The 21,072-nt window shown below is 67.9% G+C and carries 20 protein-coding genes; 15 read left to right on the forward strand and 5 right to left on the reverse strand.

Going from position 1 to position 21,072, the window contains the following annotated elements:
• Nucleotides 1-44 precede the first annotated feature (44 nt).
• Nucleotides 45-308 carry a DUF1653 domain-containing protein gene (locus F624_RS0112575; RefSeq protein ID WP_031254877.1) on the forward strand — a complete coding sequence of 88 codons (264 nt, stop codon included), beginning with the start codon at nt 45-47 and terminating at the stop codon, nt 306-308.
• A 3-nt stretch (nt 309-311) separates the two neighbouring features.
• Here the strand turns inward: F624_RS0112575 and F624_RS0112580 are convergent, their stop codons facing one another.
• Entirely contained in the window at nt 312-1,532 is a 1,221-nt protein-coding gene (locus F624_RS0112580; RefSeq protein ID WP_019574663.1) for an ATP-binding protein, read from the reverse strand.
• A complete protein-coding gene (locus F624_RS0112585) occupies nt 1,520-2,254 on the reverse strand; it encodes a response regulator (RefSeq protein ID WP_031254879.1) in 735 nt (244 codons plus the stop codon). The genes F624_RS0112580 and F624_RS0112585 overlap by 13 nt, the downstream gene beginning before the upstream one ends.
• A gap of 260 nt (nt 2,255-2,514) precedes the next feature.
• On the opposite strand from F624_RS0112585, the gene xopAW reads away from it, so the two are divergent.
• Nucleotides 2,515-3,504 carry a XopAW family type III secretion system calcium-binding effector gene (xopAW, locus tag F624_RS0112590; protein WP_019574665.1) on the forward strand — a complete coding sequence of 330 codons (990 nt, stop codon included), beginning with the start codon at nt 2,515-2,517 and terminating at the stop codon, nt 3,502-3,504.
• On the opposite strand, the gene purN is transcribed toward xopAW, so the two are convergent.
• The gene (purN, locus tag F624_RS0112595) at nt 3,483-4,085 is read right to left on the reverse strand and encodes a phosphoribosylglycinamide formyltransferase (protein WP_019574666.1); all 603 of its coding nucleotides are present in this window, start codon (nt 4,083-4,085) and stop codon (nt 3,483-3,485) included. The genes xopAW and purN overlap by 22 nt on opposite strands.
• Before the next feature lie 184 nt (nt 4,086-4,269).
• On the opposite strand from purN, the gene F624_RS0112600 reads away from it, so the two are divergent.
• From F624_RS0112600 to F624_RS0112615, 4 genes are all read left to right on the forward strand, one after another.
• Nucleotides 4,270-4,938, forward strand: coding sequence for a YceH family protein (locus tag F624_RS0112600; RefSeq protein WP_031254881.1), 669 nt, complete (start codon nt 4,270-4,272; stop codon nt 4,936-4,938).
• An 80-nt stretch (nt 4,939-5,018) separates the two neighbouring features.
• Nucleotides 5,019-6,197: an acyl-CoA dehydrogenase family protein gene (locus tag F624_RS0112605; protein ID WP_019574668.1), complete on the forward strand. Its 1,179-nt coding sequence runs from the start codon at nt 5,019-5,021 to the stop codon at nt 6,195-6,197.
• 12 nt (nt 6,198-6,209) lie between these two features.
• The gene (locus F624_RS0112610; protein ID WP_019574669.1) at nt 6,210-7,325 is read left to right on the forward strand and encodes an acyl-CoA dehydrogenase family protein; all 1,116 of its coding nucleotides are present in this window, start codon (nt 6,210-6,212) and stop codon (nt 7,323-7,325) included.
• 96 nt (nt 7,326-7,421) lie between these two features.
• Nucleotides 7,422-8,846, forward strand: coding sequence for an alpha/beta fold hydrolase (locus F624_RS0112615; RefSeq protein WP_019574670.1), 1,425 nt, complete (start codon nt 7,422-7,424; stop codon nt 8,844-8,846).
• Nucleotides 8,847-8,916: 70 nt separating this feature from the next.
• Here the strand turns inward: F624_RS0112615 and F624_RS0112620 are convergent, their stop codons facing one another.
• Nucleotides 8,917-9,477: an HNH endonuclease gene (locus F624_RS0112620; protein WP_019574671.1), complete on the reverse strand. Its 561-nt coding sequence runs from the start codon at nt 9,475-9,477 to the stop codon at nt 8,917-8,919.
• A 177-nt stretch (nt 9,478-9,654) separates the two neighbouring features.
• Between F624_RS0112620 and F624_RS0112625 the strand changes: the two genes are divergently transcribed.
• From F624_RS0112625 to F624_RS0112665, 9 genes are all read left to right on the forward strand, one after another.
• Nucleotides 9,655-10,665, forward strand: a complete 1,011-nt coding sequence (locus F624_RS0112625; protein WP_019574672.1) for a bifunctional riboflavin kinase/FAD synthetase — start codon at nt 9,655-9,657, stop codon at nt 10,663-10,665.
• A gap of 117 nt (nt 10,666-10,782) precedes the next feature.
• Nucleotides 10,783-13,629, forward strand: a complete 2,847-nt coding sequence (gene ileS, locus F624_RS0112630; protein ID WP_019574673.1) for an isoleucine--tRNA ligase — start codon at nt 10,783-10,785, stop codon at nt 13,627-13,629.
• Complete coding sequence (gene lspA / locus F624_RS0112635) at nt 13,629-14,198, forward strand: signal peptidase II (RefSeq protein ID WP_019574674.1); 570 nt, start codon at nt 13,629-13,631, stop codon at nt 14,196-14,198. The genes ileS and lspA overlap by 1 nt, the downstream gene beginning before the upstream one ends.
• 132 nt (nt 14,199-14,330) lie before the next feature.
• The gene (locus F624_RS0112640; RefSeq protein ID WP_019574675.1) at nt 14,331-15,386 is read left to right on the forward strand and encodes a LacI family DNA-binding transcriptional regulator; all 1,056 of its coding nucleotides are present in this window, start codon (nt 14,331-14,333) and stop codon (nt 15,384-15,386) included.
• Between the two features lie 33 nt (nt 15,387-15,419).
• Nucleotides 15,420-16,433: an ABC transporter substrate-binding protein gene (locus F624_RS0112645; protein WP_019574676.1), complete on the forward strand. Its 1,014-nt coding sequence runs from the start codon at nt 15,420-15,422 to the stop codon at nt 16,431-16,433.
• A gap of 29 nt (nt 16,434-16,462) precedes the next feature.
• Nucleotides 16,463-17,299: an ABC transporter permease gene (locus F624_RS0112650; protein WP_019574677.1), complete on the forward strand. Its 837-nt coding sequence runs from the start codon at nt 16,463-16,465 to the stop codon at nt 17,297-17,299.
• A 4-nt stretch (nt 17,300-17,303) separates the two neighbouring features.
• Entirely contained in the window at nt 17,304-18,101 is a 798-nt protein-coding gene (locus tag F624_RS0112655) for an ABC transporter permease (protein ID WP_031254887.1), read from the forward strand.
• Complete coding sequence (locus F624_RS0112660; protein ID WP_031254889.1) at nt 18,091-19,152, forward strand: ABC transporter ATP-binding protein; 1,062 nt, start codon at nt 18,091-18,093, stop codon at nt 19,150-19,152. Before F624_RS0112655 ends, F624_RS0112660 begins: the two co-directional genes overlap by 11 nt.
• 26 nt (nt 19,153-19,178) lie before the next feature.
• Nucleotides 19,179-20,030 (forward strand): phosphodiesterase, encoded by an 852-nt coding sequence (locus F624_RS0112665; RefSeq protein ID WP_031254891.1) that lies wholly within the window; start codon nt 19,179-19,181, stop codon nt 20,028-20,030.
• 22 nt (nt 20,031-20,052) lie between these two features.
• Here the strand turns inward: F624_RS0112665 and F624_RS0112670 are convergent, their stop codons facing one another.
• Entirely contained in the window at nt 20,053-20,973 is a 921-nt protein-coding gene (locus tag F624_RS0112670) for an SMP-30/gluconolactonase/LRE family protein (protein ID WP_019574681.1), read from the reverse strand.
• Nucleotides 20,974-21,072 lie beyond the last annotated feature (99 nt).

The following is a 21,072-nucleotide window of genomic DNA, read 5'->3' on the forward strand; positions in this document are numbered from 1 at the left end:
TACTGCGCGGCCCCATCACCCCCACGGCCACCCACCGCCAAACCATGCCAGACGACTCCGATCTGCCCGAACTCAGCCCGCGCGTGCCCCCCGGCCTGTACCGCCATTACCGCGGTGGCCTGTACCGCGTGATCGACACCGTGCGCCACAGCGAAACCCTGGAACCCCTCACGCTGTACCAGGCCCTTTATGGCCAGCAGGGGCTGTGGGTCCGGCCCGCCGCCATGTTCCTGGAGAACGTCGAGGTCGAAGGCCGGCGCGTGCAGCGCTTCACAGCGGTCCACGAGCCTGATCTGCCAGGGGCCTGAAACTCAGGCCGCCACCGGCAGCAGGGGCAGACGCGGCAGCACCACGATGGCCAGCAGGCCACCGCCCGCTGCATTGCGCAACTGCAGCCGACCTTGATGCCGGGCCACGATGTCGCGCGCGATCGACAGGCCCAGCCCCACCCCGCCATGGTGCCGGTTGCGCGAGCCCTCAACGCGGTAGAACGGCGCCATCACACGCTCCAGCTCGGCCTCAGGCAGGCCGGGGCCATGGTCACGCACCTCGATGCCGACCTCGTCCCCGGTGTCCCACAAAAACACCTCGGTCTGCCCACCATAGCGGATCGCATTGCCGATCAGATTGCCCACGCAGCGGCGCAAAGCCCCGGCCTGGGCCGGCAGCAGGCCGGCACGGCCATGCACCGGCACCCAATGGCCGCAGGCCTGCTGGTCGTCGGCCAGGCTGTCGACCAGGGCCTTCACATCGAGCTGCACCATGGGTTCAGGATCGGCCACCCCGCGCAGGTGGTCCAGCGTGGCGGTGATCATCTCGTCCATCTCGACGATGTCGCGGCCGAACTGGCGCCTGTCCTCGCTGCTTTCCAGGGTTTCGGCCCGCAGGCGCAGGCGGGTCAGCGGGGTGCGCAGGTCGTGCGACACCGCCGCCACGAAGCGATCACGCTCCTCCAGTTGCTGCCGGATGCGGGCCTGCATCTGGTTGAAGACCTGGATCGCCTCCTTGCATTCGGCCGGGCCATCTTCGGACAAAGGGGGGCGGTCGATGTTCTTGCCCAGCTCGCGGGCCGCCAGTGCCAGGCGGTCTATGGGCTTGGACAACCAGCGTGCGCCCACCCAGGCCGCCACCATCAAGGCCGACAGGCGCACGCCAATGTCCAGCAGCAAGCCTGCATCCCAGAGGCTCGGCGGGCCATGCTGGCCCGGGCCCGGAGGCCCTGGTAGACGAAGCGCCCCGGGCTGCACGGACTCCTCAGCGGTCGCACCATCAGCCACCTCCTGGAGTTCCTGTGGCGGCGGTGGCGGGCCATGGCCCGTCAGATCGTGCAGGTTGAACATCAGCGTGAGCGCCAGCACATGACTGGCCAGCACCGCCACGAACAACAGCAAGGCCAGGCGTCCGAACAGGGTGCGCGGCACCCAACGGTTCAGCCAGCGCCGCCAGGTGGGCGGGGGCGGCACGGCCTGCGGCGCGCCGGCATCCTGGCCGGGCGTGTCGTGGTTGGGGCCGGCAGGCCTCAGCGCTGCCATCCGACGTGGCCCTGAACCGAACGCACGTTGAACAGGTACCCCGCACCGCGCACGGTCTTGATCAGACGAGGCTCGCGGGGGTCATCCGACAGCTTCTGGCGCAACCGGGACACCAGCAGATCGATGCTGCGCTCAAAAGTATCCATGGCCCGTCCACGGGCCTGCTCCATGAGTTGGTCGCGGCTGAAAATGCGCCGGGGCATGCCCAGAAAGGTGCACAGCAAGCGGAACTCGGCGTTCGACAAGGGAATGACCACCCCCTCGGGCGAGACCAGGTGGCGCTCCATGCGGTAGAGCGACCAGCCATCGAAATGCACCACTTCCGCCTCTGCCGCCTGGGGTGCCGTCGCGGCCCCAGCCGCGGTGCGCCGCAACACGGTCTGGATGCGCGCCACCAGCTCACGCGGCTCGAAGGGCTTGCTCATGTAATCGTCGGCCCCCATCTCCAGGCCCAGCACGCGGTCGTAGGCATTGCCTCGGGCCGTGAGCATGATGATGGGCAGGCGGGAAGAGCGGGCGCGCAGCTCGCGCGTCAGCGCCAGACCGTCCGCACCGGGCAGCATGAGGTCCAGAACGACCAGGTCGATGGGGTGGCTGTTGAGCCGTGCACGCATGGACTCACCATCGGAGGCCGTGTGCACCGTGAATCCGAAACGGCCCAGGTACTGGGCCAGCAAGGTGGTGATGTCTGCGTCATCGTCCACCACCAAAATATGTTGCATGGGTAGTCGAAAGAAGCAATGAAGAGGCAATTTGTGGCCGCAGTGTAAGCAGCCCGTTAGCGATTGGAAACGCTTGCCCATCTTCTTTACCCCCGCTTTTCAAAGCTTTGAAAAGCCTTTCGTATCAAGGCAGTTACACCACCGACAAACAGGATTTACCCAGGCCTCAAAAAATCGATCCCAGCCCATGAACGCTGGCGAGATCTGACCGCCCGACGTCTGCATGGGAGCCGCTTCAGCCCGATCTGAAAGGAAGCACCATGTCCAGTCTCAGCACCGTCAACAGCGCCAGCCATGGCTGGGCCAACGCCATACCGCCCAGGCCATCCGGTGGGGGAAAAGCGGCAGAGCGCCTGTTCAGCCAATTCGACACCGACAGCAGCGGCAGTGTGGACAGCACCGAGCTGCAAAACCTGCTGTCCGATGTCTCGCAAAAGACCGGCATCAGCACCAGCAGCAGCACCGCCTCCGACCTGCTGTCAGCCAGCGACAGCAACGGGGACGGCAGCCTGAGCGCCAGCGAACTGGGCAACGCGCTGAAATCCGTGCTGCCGCCGCCCCCCTCCACACTTGATTTTGTCCAGTCACGCAGCAGCAGTCCAACCACCACAGCGAACGGTCAGGCCGGCGACGACCTGTTCAGCCAGCTCGACACCAACGGCGACAGCAGCGTGAGCCAGGACGAGCTGCAAAGCCTGCTCGACCAGATGGCCTCAGACCAGGGCAACAGCAGCTCGGCCCTCAGTGCCTCGGATGTGATCAGCCAGCTCGACACGAATGGCGATGGCAGCCTGAACTCGAGTGAGCTAGACGCCGCGCGCCCCCCAGGCCAGGATGGGCCCCCTCAGGGCGGCATGCCACCCCCGCCGCCCTGGACCGACAGCAGCCTGAACAGCGGCAGCCTGGTGACCGGCACCAGCAGTACCAGCAGCACGGACGGCACGGGCAGCGCCAGCACCTCCGAAGACCCGCTGCAAGCCTTGTTCAACACCATCGACAGCGATCAGAGCGGCGACATCAGCAGCAGCGAGGCGCAGACTTTTCTGAGCCAGCTGGCCAGTCAGCTCGACAGCACGAATGGAACGAGCGTCAGCAGCAGCGACACCGGCCATTCGAGCAGCACAGACAGCAACAGCAACAGCGCCTCCACCCAGGATCTGGCCCAACTGGTCCAGGCCGCCCGGCGCGAATACCAGGCCCACATGCACGGCTGGAACGAAATCGGCAGTCAGCTCAGCGCATCGGCCTGAGCCTGGCGCGCCAGCAACCGTGCCACCACGGCCGGGTAGAGCTGGTGCTCCTGGCTCAGCACCCGGGCCGCCAACTGTTCGGGACGATCTCCCGACAGCACAGGCACCACGGCCTGGCCGAGGATTTCGCCGTGATCCAGTTCGGCCGTCACCCGGTGCACTGTGGCGCCGGCGAAGGCGCAGCCCGCCTCGATGGCGCGCTGGTGCGTGTTCAAGCCGGTGAAGGCGGGCAGCAAAGAGGGGTGGATGTTGATCAGCCGGCCCTCATAGCGGGCCACAAAACCCGGTGTGAGGATGCGCATGAAGCCCGCCAGCAACACCAGCGCCGGCGCGTGCAGGTCGATCAATTGCGCCAGTTGCGCATCAAAAGCTTCGCGGCTGGCAAAGTCGCGGTGACTCAGGACGGCCGTGGCCAGGCCCTGCGCCTGGGCCCAGGCCAGGCCGGCCGAATCGGCCTTGTTGCTGATCACCGCCACGATGCGTGCGCCATGGCGTTGCGCCCAGTTCTCGCGCTGGGCGGCACCGACCAGCGCCTTCATGTTGGAGCCGCCGCCGGAGATCAGGATCACGATGTTTTTCATGGATGGGACAGGCCCGCGGCATGCCGGAGCCCTCTGAGAACAACCCGCGATTATCCCAGAGCCCACCAGGCGACGGCCGTTCGGCCCGGGCCCCGCCCACTGCAGGCAAAATCCGGCCTGCCGCCAGCGGGCCCTGCCCTGCTGCAGCGGCCGCCGCACCGATCTCTGCCCCAGGAATCCCACCATGCCTCTTCGCCCCTTGAGCCCCACCGAAGCCCGTGTCCTTGGCACCCTGATGGAAAAGGCACGCACCGTGCCCGACAGCTACCCGCTGACCCTCAACGCCGTGGTCTCGGGCTGCAACCAGAAGACCAGTCGCGAACCCCTGATGCAGCTCAGCGATGCCGAGGCCCAGGAGGCGCTCGACGAGCTCAAGCACCTGTCCCTGGTGTTTGAGACCAGTGGCGGGCGGGCCTCGCGTTACGAACACAACTTCAAACGCGTGCTCGAAGTGCCCGACCAGTCGGCGGTGCTGCTCGGCCTGCTGATGCTGCGCGGCCCCCAGACCGCCGGCGAGTTGCGCATCAACAGCGAGCGCTGGCACCGCTTTGCCGACATCTCCTCGGTCGAGGCCTTTCTGGACGAACTGCAGGAACGCTCCAGCGAAAAGGGTGGGCCGCTGGTGATCAAGCTGCCCCGGGCACCGGGATCGCGCGAGGCCCGCTGGGCCCACCTGCTGTGCGGGCCGGTGGACGAGGCCCTGCTGAGCGCACCTGCCGCGGGTACGCCGGTGCCCGCCAGCCCGGCCCTGCAGGCCCGGGTCGAAGCGCTGGAGGCCGAGGTGGCCACGCTGCGCGCCACCCTCGAAAAACTGTGCGAGCAACTGGGCTTGTCACACCCCGGACAGGACTGATCGAACGACCGTGCTAAAAATCGCGGGTTGCCTTCCGACGCCTCGGTCGGACGACATAAGCTTCATTCGGAGACAACCCCATGGATTTGGCATTCACCCCTGAAGAACAGAAGTTCCGCGAAGAGATTCGCGCCTGGGTCAAGGAAAACCTGCCCGCCGACCTGTCGCACAAGGTGCACAACGCGCTGCGCCTGACCCGTGACGACATGCAACGCTGGGCCAAGATCCTTGGCAAGAAAGGCTGGCTGGGCCACGCCTGGCCCAAAGAGTTCGGCGGCCCCGGCTGGAATGCCGTGCAAAAGCACCTTTTCGAAGAAGAATGCGCCCTGGCCGGCGCCCCGCGCGTGGTGCCTTTCGGGCCCGTGATGGTGGCCCCGGTGATCATGGCCTTCGGCAACGCCGAGCAGCAGCAGCGCTTCCTGCCCGGCATCGCCAGCGGCGACGTGTGGTGGAGCCAGGGCTACAGCGAACCGGGCTCGGGCTCGGATCTGGCCTCGGTCAAGACCCGCGCCGAACGCCGTGGCGACAAGTTCATCGTCAACGGCCAGAAGACCTGGACCACCCTGGGCCAGTACGGCGAATGGATCTTCTGCCTGGTGCGCACCAGCAACGAAGGCAAGCCGCAGACCGGCATCAGTTTCCTGCTGATCGACATGAAGTCGCCCGGCGTGACCGTGCGCCCCATCAAGCTGCTCGATGGTGACCATGAGGTCAACGAGGTCTGGTTCGACAACGTCGAGGTGCCGGCCGAGAACCTGATCGGCGAAGAAAACAAGGGCTGGACCTACGCCAAGCACCTGCTGAGCCACGAACGCACCAACATCGCCGACGTGAACCGTGCCAAGCGCGAGCTCGAACGCCTCAAGCGCATCGCCAAGGCCGAAGGCGTGTACGACGACCTGCGCTTCCGCGACGAGATCGCCAAGCTCGAAGTCGATGTCGTGGCCCTCGAAATGCTGGTGCTGCGCGTGCTGTCGGCCGAGAAGTCGGGCAAGAACTCGCTCGACATCGCCGGCCTGCTGAAGATCCGCGGCAGCGAGATCCAGCAGCGCTACTCCGAACTCATGATGCTGGCCGCCGGCCCCTACAGCCTGCCCTACATCCATGAAGCCATGGACGCCGGCTGGCAAGGCGACCACGTGGGCGCCGCCTACTGCGCGCCCCTGGCATCCACCTACTTCAACATGCGCAAGACCACCATCTACGGCGGCTCGAACGAAGTGCAACGCAACATCGTCGCCCAGACGGTGCTGGGCTGAGAGGAGACACACATGGATTTCGATTTCACCGACGACCAGGAACAACTCCGCGACGCCGTGCGCAAATGGGTTGACAAGGGCTACGACTTCGACCGCCGCCGGGGCATCGCCAACAGCGGCGGCTTCTCGCGCGAGGCCTACGGCGAACTGGCCGAGCTGGGCCTGACCGGTCTGTACATCCCCGAGGCCGATGGCGGCCTGGGCATGGGCCCGATCGAAGGCATGGTGGTGCTCGAAGAGCTGGGCCGCGGCATCGTGGCCGAACCCTTTGCCCACGCCCTGATCTCGGGCGCCGTGCTGGCCCACTATGCCGGCGCCGACCTGAAGGCCGCCTGGCTGCCCCGCATTGCCTCGGGCGAAGCCCTGGTGGTGCTGGCCCACCAGGAGCGCAAGGCCCGCTACCGCCTGGACGCCACCGAAGCCACGGCCGCCGCAGTCGGCGCTGGCCACACCGTCACCGGTCACAAGAGCGTGGTGCCCGCAGGCGACCAGGCCGACGCCTTCGTGGTGCCGGCCCAGCTCAACGGCCAAACCGCGCTGTTCCTGGTCGAGCGCCAGGCCGCTGGCGTGAGCGCCCGGGGCTACGGCACCCAGGACGGCGGCCGTGCCGCCGAGCTGAGCTTCAGCAATGCCCCGGCCACCCTGATCACCGCCGACGGCCAGACCGCGCTCGAACATGCAGTGGACATCGGCATCGCAGCCGCCTGCGCCGAAGCCGTGGGCGTGATGGACAAGACCCTGGCCGTGACGGTCGAGTACATGAACACGCGCAAGCAGTTCAACGTGGTGATCTCCAGCTTCCAGGCCCTGCGTCACCGCGTGGCCGACATGAAGATGCAGCTCGAACTGGCCCGCTCGATGAGCTACTACGCCTCGCTCAAGCTCAACGCCCCGACCGCCGAGCGCCGCGCCGCCATGGCCCGCGCCAAGTACCAGTTGGGCCAGTCGATGCGCTTTGTGGGCCAGCAGGCCGTGCAACTGCATGGCGGCATCGGCGTGACCGACGAGTACATCGTGAGCCATTACTTCAAGAAGCTCACCCAGCTCGAGATGACCTTCGGCGACAGCCTGCACCAGTTGGGTGAGGTGTCCAGCCGCATGCAGGACACCGCAGGCGTCTTTGCCTGAGCCTGCCCGGTTCTTGCCACAGCGCCGTCAAATCACGGCATCACCATGGCCCGTTGCCCCTCGCAGCGGGCCATTTTTTTTCACAGGAACCTCACCATGCCCAGCACCTCTCCGATTCGAGCCCGTTTGTCACGCCGCGGCTTCCTGGGCCTGTCCGGCAGCGCGCTGGCCCTGGGCGCCCTGTCGGGCTGCGCCAGCCTGGCCCCAGCACCGAAGCCCCACCCGCCGATTGTGTTCGTGCACGGCAACGGCGACACGGCCGCGCTGTGGATCACCACCGCCTGGCGCTTCGAGACCGAGGGCTGGCCGGCAGACCGCCTGTTCGCCATCGACCTGCCCTACCCCCTGGCTCGCGACGACGACGCCCAAGCCCAGCCTGGGCGCAGCTCCACGGCCGAACACATGGCCTTTCTGAAGGCCGAGGTCGAGCGGGTGATGCAAGCCACCGGCAGCGCCCAGGTGGTGCTGATCGGCAACTCGCGCGGCGGCAACGCCATCCGCAACTACATCCGCCACGGCGGTGGTCAGCGCACCGTGAGCCACGCCATCCTGGGGGGCACGCCCAACCACGGCGTGTGGGCGATTCCCGGCTTTCGCGAGGGCAATGAGTTTTCGGGCACCGGCCCTTTCCTGAGCGGGTTGAACCGCCCCCGCAACGCGGCCGGCGACGAGGTGGACGGCCCCACGCGCTGGCTGACCATCCGGTCCGACCACAACGACAAGTTCGCCTCGCCCGACGGGGTCTGGATCGGCCGCCCCGGCCAGCCCACCTTCGTGACAGCCGCCGGCCCCGAACTCAAGGGCGCCGAGAACGTGGTCATCGCTGGCCTGGACCACCGCGAAACCGCCTACTCGCGCCCCGCCTTCGAAGCCATGTGGCGCTTTCTGACCGGCGAGGCACCGCGCCGCCAGGGCATCGCCATGCAAGCCCACCCGGTGCTGCAAGGCAAGATCACCGGGCTGGGCCTGAACCCGCTGGCCCCCGCCAGCGGCAACTACAGCAACAACCTGCCCCTGCCCGGGGCCCAGCTTGAGATCTACGCCGTGGGCGCTGAAACCGGCCTGCGCCAGGGCGCTCCGGTGCACCAGAAGATCGTGGGCAACGATGGCCTGTGGGGGCCCTTCACGGCGGAGTCCGGGCAGGCCTACGAGTTCGTGGTCAGCGCACCGGGCTACGCCACCACCCACCTCTACCGCAGCCCCTTTGCCCGCTCCAGCGACTGGGTGCACCTGCGCGCCGAGCGCCTGGCCGAGGCCGAAGCGCGTCAGCCTGGCAGCGTGCTGGTGTTCACCCGCCCCCGCGGGTATTTCGACCCACGCCGCGACAGCCTGAGCCTGGATGGGCAGGCCACCCTGCCCGGCGTGCCGGCCAGTGGCACCGCCGGCGCTTCGTCGGCGCGCCTGCGTCTGGCCGCCCAGGCGCAGCGTGCCGTGGTGGGACAGTTCAATGGGGAAACCGTGGCCGGGCGCAACTGGCCGGCAGAGGCAGGACACCTCACGGTGCTGGAACTCACCTACTGAGGCCGTGAGCGGTCTGGAATCGGTTCAGGGGCCTGGCCCCTGGCCCCGGCATCTGCGACTCAGGACAATGTCAATGCGCACTCAGGCGCGACGATTTGGGCACATGCGCCATCAGGAATTCCATCTGATCCGACAGGATGCGCCGGTTGCGCAGGATGAAGTCTTCCCACAGGCTGGGCACGTAGGGGGTGTAGAGCAGAGGCATGCGGGCCTGCTCGGGGGTGCGGTGGCTCTTGCGGTGGTTGCAGGCCTTGCAGGCCGTGACCACGTTCATCCAGGTGTCCACCCCGTTCTGGGCAAAGGGCACGATGTGCTCGCGGGTCAGCTCGGTTTCGTGGAAGTGCTCGCCGCAGTAGGCGCACACATTGCGGTCGCGCGCAAACAGCTTGCTGTTGGTCAGGCCTGGGCGCAGCTCGAAGGGGTTGATGTTGGGCACACCCTTGGTGCCGATGATGCTGTTGACCACGATCTGCGACTGCTCGCCGGTGATCGCGTTGTACCCACCGCGGAACACCGCGATCTGGGCGCCAGACTCCCAACGGACCTCGCCGGCCGCGTAATGAATCACGGCCTGCTCAAGGGTGATCCAGGACTGGGGCAAGCCCTGGGCGGACAGCTTCAAGACCTTCAAGTGACACTCCTACAAGGGTTGAAAACCACTGACATGGAACGCAGATCTCGGGGGCAGCCGCAGCGATTTGCATCGAAGCCGCGCCTGCTACCGCACAATATAACCTGTTTTCATGACAATTTGGCTTCAGGCGCTTGACTGACGGGCGCCCCTTGCTATCAAAAAGATAACATCCCAATGAAGATATTCCGCGGCTTTCAGCACCCGGGCATTGCCCCTGCCTGCGCACTCACCATCGGCAACTTCGACGGCGTGCACCGCGGCCACCAGGCCATGCTGGCCTTGTTGCGCAGCGAGGCCCAGCACCGGGGTGTGCCCAGTTGCGTGCTGACCTTCGAGCCCCACCCGCGCGACTATTTCGCGGCCGCCACCGGGCGCGCCGAGCTGGCACCGGCGCGCATCGGCACGCTGCGCGACAAGCTCGAAGAGCTGGCCCGCTGCGGCATCGACCAGACCGTGGTGCTGCCCTTTGACGCGCGGCTGGCCAGCCAGCCGCCCGAAGGCTTCATCGACGACGTGCTGATCCGGGGCCTGGGCGTGCGCTATGTGCTGGTGGGAGACGACTTCCGCTTCGGCGCCAAGCGCGCCGGTGACTACGCCCTGCTGGACGCCAGTGGCTCGGCGCGCGGCTTTGACGTGGCCCGCATGAACAGCTACGAGGTGCGCGGCCTGCGCGTGTCCAGCTCGGCCGTGCGCGAGGCCCTGGGCCGGGGTGATCTGGAGGCCGTGGGCCGCCTGCTGGGCCGCACCTACGCCATCAGCGGCCATGTGGTGCACGGCCGCAAGCTGGGGCGCGAGCTGGGCTTCCGCACCCTGAACCTGCGCTTTTCACACTGGAAACCCGCCGCCAGCGGCATCTTCGTGGTGCGCGTGCATGGCCTGACCGAACGCCCCGTGGAGGGCGTGGCCAACCTGGGCGTGCGCCCCTCGCTGGACCCGAATGACGTCAATGGCGGACGCGTGCTGCTCGAGACGCATTGCTTCGATTGGCCCACCTCGCTGGGTGCCGACGGGGGCTACGGTAAAATTGTCCGCGTGGAACTGCTGCACAAACTGCATGATGAGCTCAAGTACGACGGTCTGGACGCCCTGATGAAGGGCATCAACCAGGACTGCGATGACGCTCGCCGGTTTCTGGCGTCCATGCACGCCGAGACCCATCGCCAGACCACGCGCGACCGAATTTAACGCCGGCACACCGTGCTGCGCGCCCCTTGGAACAGGCTCAGGGCAAACGGCTGACTTCTCCCCGCACCGGGCCGCGCCCGGGTTTGAGCCTGTCAATGCCCCATCCAACACAAAGCCATGGCTGAACAAACCCCTGATTTCCGCAGCACCCTGAACCTGCCCGACACCCCTTTCCCGATGCGGGGCGACCTGCCCAAGCGCGAGCCGGGCTGGGTGCAGGACTGGGAGGACAAGGGCATCTACAAGAAGCTGCGTGACGCCCGCTGCGGCGCGCCCAAGTTCATCCTGCACGACGGCCCGCCCTACGCCAACGGCCAGATCCACATGGGTCACGCGGTCAACAAGATCCTGAAGGACATGATCGTCAAGGCGCGCCAGCTCAAGGGCATGGACGCCATGTACGTGCCGGGCTGGGACTGCCACGGCCTGCCGATCGAGAACGCGATCGAGAAGAAGTTCGGCCGCAACCTGAGCCGCGACGACATGCAGGCCAAGAGCCGCGCCTTCGCCAATGAGCAGATCGGCATCCAGATGGCCGGCTTCAAGCGCCTGGGCGTGCTGGGCGAATGGGACAACCCCTACAAGACCATGAACTACGCCAACGAGGCCGGCGAGTTGCGCGTCTTGAAGCGCGTGATGGAGCGCGGCTTCGTCTACCGCGGCCTGAAGCCCGTGTACTGGTGCTTCGACTGCGGCAGCTCGCTGGCCGAATTCGAGATCGAATACGCCGACAAGAAGAGCACCACCCTGGACGTGGCCTTCGAGTGCGCCGAGCCGGCCAAGCTGGCCGCAGCCTTCGGCCTGCCCGCCCTGGACCAGCCCGCCTTTGCCGTGATCTGGACCACCACCGCCTGGACCATCCCCGCCAACCAGGCCCTGAACCTGAACCCCGAAATCGAGTATGCCCTGGTCAAGACCGAGCGTGGCCTGCTGGTGCTGGCCGCCTCGCTGGTCGAGAAATGCATGGAGCGCTACGCCCTGAGCGGCGAGGTGCTGGCCACCACCCTGGGCAAGAACCTGGGCCTGATCAACTTCAAGCACCCGCTGTACGACGTGGACCCGGGCTATGCCCGCTTCAGCCCGGTGTACCTGGCCGACTACGCCACGGCCGACGACGGCACCGGCCTGGTGCACTCCTCGCCGGCCTATGGTGTGGATGACTTCAACAGCTGCGTCGCCCATGGCATGGCCTATGACGACATCCTGAACCCGGTGCAGGGCAACGGCACCTACGCGGCCGATTTCCCGCTGTTCGGCGGCCAGCACATCTGGAAGGCCGTGCCGGTGATCATCGAGGCACTGCGCAACGCCGGCCGCCTGTTCGCCACCCACGACATCGTGCACAGCTACCCGCATTGCTGGCGTCACAAGACCCCGGTGATCTACCGCGCCGCCGCGCAGTGGTTTGTGCGCATGGACGAGGGCGAGGGCGTGTTCACCACCGACAAGGCCCCGCAGACCCTGCGCCAGATCGCCCTGGCCGCGGTTGAGCAGACCAGCTTCTACCCCGAGAACGGCAAGGCCCGCCTGCACGACATGATTGCCGGCCGGCCCGATTGGTGCATCAGCCGCCAGCGCAGCTGGGGCGTGCCCCTGCCCTTCTTCCTGCACAAGGACAGCGGCGAGCTGCACCCCGACACCATGGCCATCATCGACCGCGCCATCGCACTGATCGAGCAAGGCGGCATCGAGGCCTGGAGCCGCGTCACGGTGGAAGACATCCTGAGCGCCGAAGACGCACCGCACTACACCAAGAGCAGCGACATCCTTGAGGTGTGGTTCGACTCGGGCTCGACCTTCTCGCATGTGCTGCGCGGCACCCACCCGGCCGCCCACCACGAAAGCGGCCCCGAAGCCGACCTGTACCTGGAAGGCCATGACCAGCACCGCGGCTGGTTCCACTCGTCCCTGCTGCTGGCCTCGGCCGTCGAGGGCCGGGCCCCCTACCGCGGCCTGCTGACGCACGGCTTCACCGTAGACAGCCAGGGCCGCAAGATGAGCAAGTCGCTGGGCAACGGCATCGAGCCCGATGAGGTCAGCAAGAAGCTGGGCGCCGAGATCATCCGCCTGTGGGTGGCGGCCAGCGATTACTCGGGCGACATCGCCGGTGACGACAAGGTGCTGGCCCGCGTGGTCGACAGCTACCGCCGCATCCGCAACACCCTGCGCTTCCTGCTGGCCAACACCAGCGACTTCAACCCCGCCACCGACAGCGTGCCGGCCGACCAGTTGCTGGAGATCGACCGCTACGCCCTGGCCCGCGCGGCCCAGCTGCAAGACACCATCCTGGCGCACTACGAGAAGTACGAGTTCCACCCCGTGGTGGCCAAGCTGCAGGTCTACTGCTCGGAAGACCTGGGCGCCTTCTACCTCGACGTGCTGAAGGACCGCCTCTACACCACCGCGCCCAAGAGCCTGGCCCGCCGCAGCGCCCAGACCGCGCTCTACCAGATCACCCAGGCCATGCTGCGCTGGATGGCCCCGTTCCTGAGCTTCACCGCCGAAGAGGCCTGGAAGCTGGTGGGCAACTCCGAGTCGATCTTCATCGACACCTACTGGAACTTCGGCGCCACCGAAGCCGCCTTGCTCGACAAGTGGGACCGCATCCGCGCCGCCCGTGAAGGGGTCAACAAAGAGATCGAAGCCCTGCGCTCGGCCGGCCAGGTGGGGGCCTCGCTGCAGGCCAACGTGAGCCTGAACGTGGCCCAGGACAGCGCACTGCTGGCCGCCCTGCAAAGCCTGGGTGACGACCTGAAGTTCGTCCTGATCACCTCGGCCGCCACCCTCAACGCAGGCGCCGCCGGCAGCGAAACCCAGGTCGTCGTGACCCCCTCGACCGCCGCCAAGTGCGAGCGCTGCTGGCACTACCGTGACGACGTGGGCAGCAACCCCGCCCACCCGACCCTGTGCGGCCGCTGTGACAGCAACCTGCATGGGGCCGGCGAAAGCCGCAGCTTCGCCTGATGGCGGCGCCCCGTGGCAAGGGCGGCGCGGGTGCTGCCCCCAAGGTCAAACTGGTCAAGGGGGGCGGCGGCCCGCTGAGCACTCTGCTGCCCTGGCTGGCCTGGGCGCTGATCGTGCTGATCGCGGACCAGTTCACCAAGGTGCTGATCCTGGGCTACTACCAGTTGCACGACAGCACCACGGTGCTGAGCTTCTTCAACATCGTGCGGGCCCACAACACCGGGGCGGCGTTCTCGTTCCTGGCCACGGCGGCGGGCTGGCAGCGCTGGCTGTTCACCGGCATCGGCCTCACGGCTGCCGGCTTCATCCTGTGGCAGCTGCGCCAGCACAGCGGCCAGCGCCTGTTCTCGTTCGCCCTGTCCAGCATCCTGGGCGGCGCCATCGGCAACGTGGTGGACCGGCTGATGCACGGCTACGTGGTCGACTTTCTGCAGTTCCACTGGGATTTTCTGGCCCCCATGTTCCCGGGCGGCTACTTTCCGGCCTTCAACATCGCCGACAGCGCCATCACCCTGGGCGCCATCTGCCTGGTGCTCGATGAGCTGCTGCGCGTGAAGCGCGGGCGCTGAGCGCCCCGGCCCCCGATCTGGCGCCCGATCCGCCAGCCGGATCGGGCCTTCTCTTCTTTTCCGTTTTCCGTCATCACCTCGTCACACGCTGACGGTTCAATGTAAACGTTTACATCGAACCCCCAGCGTCCCATGAGCATCCAGGAAGTGGCTCGCCGGGCCGGGGTGTCGGTGGCCACGGTGTCGCGGGTGTTCAACCTGCCCGACAAGGTGGCCCCCGAGACCCGGGCCCTGGTCGAGCAAGCCGCGCAAGACACGGGCTATCTGCCCAACGCCAGTGCCCGCACCCTGCGCACCCAGCGCAGCCGCGCCCTGGGCGTGGTGTTGCCCACCCTGGTGAACCCGGTGTTTGCCGAGTGCCTGCAGGGCATTGCCAGCGCGGCCAGCGCCGCGGGCTACGCCATCGTGCCCCTGACCACCGACTACCGCCTGGCCCACGAGGAGCAGGCCGTGGCCAGACTGCTGGCCGGCAATGTGGACGGCATGATCCTGGTGGTGAGCGACCCGGCCGAGTCGAGCGCCCTGCAGCGGCTGCAGGCCCTGGGCCACCCCTATGTGCTGTGCTACAACCGCCACCCGGCCCACCCCTGCGTGTCGGTGGACGGTGAGCAGGCCGTGGCGGCCCTGGTGGGCCGACTGGTGCAGCAAGGGCACCGGCACATCACCATGGTCAGCGGCCAGCGCGCCGCCTCCGACCGCGCCCAGCAGCGCTGCCGCGGCTATGCCGCCGGCATGCGGGCCGCCGGCCTGAGCCCGGCCCCGGTGCTGGAGGTGCCCTTCCTGGAGCCCAGCCAGCACACCCTGATCGAACACCTGCGCGGTCCGCACCGGCCCACTGCCCTGATCGGCTCGAACGATCTGCTGGCCCTGCGCTGCCTGCGCGCCGCCCGCCTGGCCGGCCTGTCGGTGCCCGGCCAGCTCAGCGTGGTGGGCTTTGACGGCATCACCCTGGGCGAAGACCTGAGCCTGCGCCTGAGCACCATCACCCAGCCCAATGCCGAACTGGGGCGCCAAAGCGTCGAGTGGCTGCTGCAGGCCCTGCAGGAGGGCCTGGCCCCGCCACCCAGCGGCAGCCGCAGCCTGGCCCACGGCTTCCGGGTGGGCGAGACCTGCGCACCGCCAGACACCCCCCTGTCCGACACGCCAATGTCCGGCACGCCGATGTCCGACACCCTTTTTGTCAGTTGAACCCTGTCCTTTCCACCACCCTGGAGTGAACCGATGCGAAACCTCATCACCCCCCTGTTGCGTGCCAGCGTGCTGGCCGCCGGCCTGGCTGCCAGCAGCCTGGCCCTGGCCCAGAACGCCATCTGCTACAACTGCCCCACCGAATGGGCGGATTGGGGCGGCCAGATCAAGGCCATCAAGGCCAAGACCGGCATCACCGTGCCGCCCGACAACAAGAATTCGGGCCAGTCGCTGGCCCAACTGGTGGCGGAAAAAGCCAGCCCGGTGGCCGATGTGACCTACCTCGGCGTCACCTTTGCCATCCAGGCCCAGAAGGACGGCGTGGTGGCGGCCTACAAGCCCGCCGCCTGGGCCGACATCCCCGACGGCCTGAAAGACCCGCAAGGCCACTGGTTCACCATCCACTCGGGCACCCTGGGCTTCATGGTCAATGTGGACGCCCTCAAAGGCAAGCCCGTGCCCAAGTCGTGGGCCGACCTGCTCAAGCCCGACTACAAGGGCCTGATCGGCTACCTCGACCCGGCCTCGGCCTTTGTGGGCTACGTGGGCGCCGTGGCCATCAACCAGGCCCGTGGTGGCTCGCTGGACAACTTCGGCCCGGCCATCGACTACTTCAAGGCCCTGCAGAAGAACGAGCCCATCGTGCCCAAGCAGACCTCCTACGCCCGCGTGCTGTCGGGTGAGATCGCCATCCTGCTCGACTACGACTTCAATGCCTACCGCGCCAAGTACAAGGACCAGGCCAATGTGCAGTTCGTGATCCCGGCCGAAGGCACGCTGGTGGTGCCTTATGTGATGAGCCTGGTGGCCAACGCCCCGCACGCCGACAACGGCCGCAAGGTGCTCGATTTCGTGCTGTCGGATGAGGGCCAGGCCCTGTGGGCCAACGCCTACCTGCGCCCGGTGCGCGCCGGCGCCATGAGCAAGGAAGTGCAGGCCCGCTTCCTGCCCGCCAGCGAGTACGCCCGCGCCAAGACGGTGGACTACGCCAAGATGGCCGCCGTGCAGAAGGCCTTCTCCGAGCGCTACCTCAAAGAAGCCCAGTAAGCCAACACGACAGCCCCGGCCGGATCATCATGCCCACACTGTCTCCCCAGGCCCAGAGACTGGCCTGCGCCGCCCCGGCGCTGGCCTTCTTCGCCGCCTTCTGGTTGCTGCCCGTGCTGCAACTCGTGGCCCTGCCCGCCCAAAAGGGCTGGGCCACCTACTTTGCCGTGCTGACCGAGGCCCGCTACCTGAAAAGCCTGCTGCAGACCCTGGGCCTGTCGCTGGTCGTGACCGCGGCCACCCTGGTGCTGGGGGCCGGCGTGGGCGTGACCCTGGCGCGCCAGCGCTTTGCGGGGCGGGGGCTGCTGCTGTCGCTGCTGACGCTGCCGCTGTCGTTTCCGGGCGTGATCATCGGCTTTTTCATGATCCTGCTGGGCGGCCGCCAAGGCCTGGTGGCCGACCTGACCGAAGCCCTGGGCGCGGGGCGCCTGACCCTGGCCTACGGGCTGGGCGGCCTGTTCCTGGCCTACCTGTATTTTTCGTTGCCACGCGCCATCGGCAGCTACACGGCGGCTGCCAGCGCCATGGACCCAGCCCTGGAAGAAGCAGCCCGATCGCTCGGGGCCGGCCCCTGGCGCGTGGTGTGCGACGTGTGGTGGCCCGAGCTGGCCCCCACCACCGTGGCCTGCGGCGCCATGGTGTTCGCCACCGCCATGGGCGCCTTCGGCACCGCCTTCACGCTGGCCAGCCAGTACGAGGTGCTGCCCATCACGATCTACAACGAATTCACCAACTACGCCAACTTCGCGCTCGCCGCCAGCCTCTCGCTGAGCCTGGGCGCGATGACCTGGGGCGTGCTGTGGCTGGCGCGGCGGCTCGGCCCCGACGCCCGCAAAGCCCACAAAGCGCCCCTGGCCGGAGCCTGAAGCCATGCGCACCCCACGACAAGCCTCCCCTGTGCTGCTGGCGCTGACCGCCCTGGTGGCCCTGTTCATGCTGGCCCCCATCGCCCTGTCGGTGCTGGCCGGCCTGCTCAACAACTACAGCCGGGGCCTGAAAAGCGGCCTCACCACCCGCTGGCTCGCCGAGGTGTGGGACACCTATGGCGGCACGGTGCTGGCCTCGCTGGGCCTGGCCGGCGCCTGCGTGCTGGCCTGCCTGCTGCTGGGCGTGCCCTGCGCCTATGCGCTGGCGCGCAGCCGCTCGCGCTGGGCCCGCCTGTTCGAAGAGCTGCTGACCCTGCCCGTGGCCGTGCCCGGGCTGGCCAGCGCCCTGGCCCTGATCCTCACCTATGGCGCCTGGCAAGGCCTGCGCCAGAGCTACGGTTTTGTGCTGATCGGCCACATCGTGTTCACCCTGCCCTTCATGGTGCGCACGGTGGGCGCCGCCTTTCAACGCGATGAGCTGCGCTCGCTCGAAGAGGCCGCCCGCTCGCTGGGCGCGCGCTTCGACCAGCGCTTTCTGGGCGTGCTGGTGCCTGCCGTGCTGCCGGCCATCGTGTCCGGCTGCCTGATGGTCTTCACGCTCTCGGTGGGGGAATTCAACCTCACCTGGATGCTGCACACCCCTTTGACCCGAACCCTGCCCGTGGGCCTGGCCGACAGCTACGCCTCGATGCGCCTGGAGGTGGGCTCGGCCTATACGCTGGTCTTCCTGCTGGTGATCCTGCCGGTGCTGTGGGGCCTGCAGGGCCTGGGCCGCCTGATGGAGAAAAACCTTGGAACTTGAACGCACGCGCGTGGACATCGTCCAATGCGCCAAAACCTACCCCGACGGCACCCGCGGCCTGCAACCCACCACGCTGCACATCGAGCCTGGCGAAGTGCTGGCCCTGCTGGGCCCCTCGGGCTGTGGCAAAACCACCCTGCTGCGCCTGATCGCCGGGCTGGAGTTGCCCGATGAGGGCAGCCGCCTGATGTTCGGCGACACCGATGTCACCCGGCTGCCGATCGAGCAGCGCGGCGTGGGCATGGTGTTCCAGCACTACGCGCTGTTTCCGCACATGACGGTGGCGGCCAACATCGGCTACGGCCTGCGCCTGCGGGGCACCCCCGTGGCCGAGCAGCGCCGCGTGGTGGGCGAGCTGGTCGACCTGGTGCGCCTGAACGGGCTGGAGCATCGGCGCCCGGCCGAACTCTCGGGCGGCCAGCGCCAGCGCGTGGCCCTGGCCCGCGCCGTGGCAGTGCGCCCGCGCGTGCTGTTGCTGGACGAGCCCCTGACCGCCCTGGACGCCAAGCTCAAGGAGCAGTTGCGCGACGAGCTGGCCGAGCTGCTGCGCCGCCTGCACATCACCGCGGTGCACGTCACCCATGACCAGCAGGAGGCCCTGGCCATTGCCGACCGCCTGGCCGTCATGCAGGCCGGGCGCATCGTGCAGGTGGGCGACGGTGAAACCCTGTACCGCCGACCGGAGCACCCCTTCGTGGCCACCTTCCTGGGCCGGGTGAACCGCCTGCAACGCGACGAGGACGCACGCCGCCGCCACGTGCTGAAGCTGGGCCGGATCGAACTGCCCTGCCCGCCGTTGTGGGGCGACCAGCCCCAGCTGCTGCTGCGGCCCGAGGACATCGAGCTGTGCACGCCCCACGCCGAGGTGGCCGAGGCCCAGGTGATGCAGCGGCGCTTTCTGGGCGAGCGCGTGCAGCTCAGCCTCAGCCTGCCACACCAGCCGCTGATCTCGGTCGACGTGGACCGCGATCACCCGGCCCGTGCCGGTGATACCGTGGGCGTGCGTGTCGCGCCCCAGAACCTGATGCCGGCCGAAGCGGTCACCGCCTGAGCGGCCCGCCGCCACCCACCAGACCGATGCCCCCTCCCGAGCGAAGCCTCACCATGAACACCTTGCTGGCCCAACTGTCCGACCTGCACATCCGCGAGCCCGGCCGCCTGGCCTATGGCCGCCTCGACACCGCCCCCTACCTGGCGCAGGCCGTGCAGACCCTGCTGCACCTTCCGCAAGCCCCCCAGGCGGTGGTGATCACCGGCGACCTGACCGACTTCGGCCGCGCCGCCGAGTACACCCACCTGGCCGAGCTGCTGGCCCCCCTGCCCATGCCGGTGTACCTGATGCCAGGCAACCACGACGACCGCGATCAGCTGCGCCAGAGCTTTCCCCAGCACCGCTACCTGGGCACCGAGGGCTTTGTGCAGTACAGCGTGCCGGTGGGCCCGCTGCAGCTGATCGCGCTCGACACCGTGGTGCCCGGCGCCAGCCACGGCACGCTGTGCCCGCAGCGCCTGGCCTGGCTGGCCGACGAACTGGAGCGCCAGCGCGAGCACCCGGTGATCCTGGCCCTGCACCACCCGCCGTTCCAGACCCTGATCGGCCACATGGACCGGATCGGCCTGCTGCAGGGTGCCGCCGAACTGGAGGCCCTGGTGGCCCGCCACCCCCAGGTGCAGCGGGTGATCTGCGGCCACCTGCACCGCAGCATCCAGGTGCGCTTTGGCGGCACGCTGGCGCAGACCGTGCCCTCGCCCGCCCACCAGGTGTGCCTGGACCTGGCACCCGACGCCGCCTCGGCCTGGACGCTGGAGCCCCCCGGCTTCGGCCTGCACGCCTGGAGCGACGCCGGCGTGCTGGTGAGCCACACCGTGGCCTGCGGCAGCCACCCCGGCCCCTACCCGTTTCACGACGGGGGGCAACTGATCGACTGATCGACTGATCAGAAGTTGGGCATCAGAAGTTGAGCTTCAGGCCCGGGCTGGGCCAGCGGCTGCGATACACCTTGCCCGTGCCAGACGCCGTGATCCAGACATCGCGCATGTCGGCCCCGCCAAAACACAGGTTGGTGCACACCAGGTCGGGCACGGCCGCGTGCTCGGTCAGGCCTGTGGCCGGGTCGAACACGGTGATGCCGCCGTTCAGGATGGTGGCCACGCACACCTTGCCATCGGCCTGCACGGCCAGACTGTCGAGAAACTGGCAACCCGGCAGGTTGGCCACCACCCGCGCCGGCTGGAACGGCGACACGGTCTGCACCACGCCCGGCGACAGCACATCAAAGGCCCAGAGCCGGCCCAGGTAGGTGTCGGCCACGTAGACCACTTTTTCGTCGGGCGACAGGCCCACGCCATTGGGGGCCAGCAGCGGCGGGCCGGCGCGCACGATGCGCGAGCCATCGGGCAAGGCGTAGTACAAGCCGCCGAACTGGCGCGAATGCTCGTTGCCACAGCCATGGTCGGTGAACCAGAAACCGCCCTGGCGGTCGAACACCAGGTCGTTGGGCCCGATCAGGCGCTGGCCCTCGCATTCGGTGTACAGGGTGCGCACCTCGCCGGTGGCCAGGTCCACGCGCTGGATGCTGCCGCCCTGGTGTTCAGGCGGCGTGGCGCCGGGGATGTTGAGCCCATCCACCGCGTGAAAGCGGAACGAGCCGCCATTGTTGGTGACATAGGCCGCCCCATCCGGGCCGATGGCGACCCCGTTGGGGCCGCCGCCCAACTCGGCCACCACCCGCACCTCGCCTTGCGGCGTGATGCGGCTCAGCGTGCCGCGCTGGATCTCGGTCAGCAAAAGACTGCCGTCGGGCAGCAGCACCGGCCCTTCGGGGAATTGAAGGCCTGAGGCCAGGCAGGTGAGTTCGAGTTCGATCGCCATGGGTGTTGTCTCCCTTTGTGAGGTGAAGCGCTGCGAAAACCCGCAGCGCCTTCCTTGTAAGGAGAGCGCCCCCCGATGTCAGTCCGTCTTGCGACATCG

The sequence above is a fragment of the Curvibacter lanceolatus ATCC 14669 genome, assembly GCF_000381265.1.
Classification (GTDB): Bacteria; Pseudomonadota; Gammaproteobacteria; order Burkholderiales; family Burkholderiaceae_C; genus Curvibacter; species Curvibacter lanceolatus.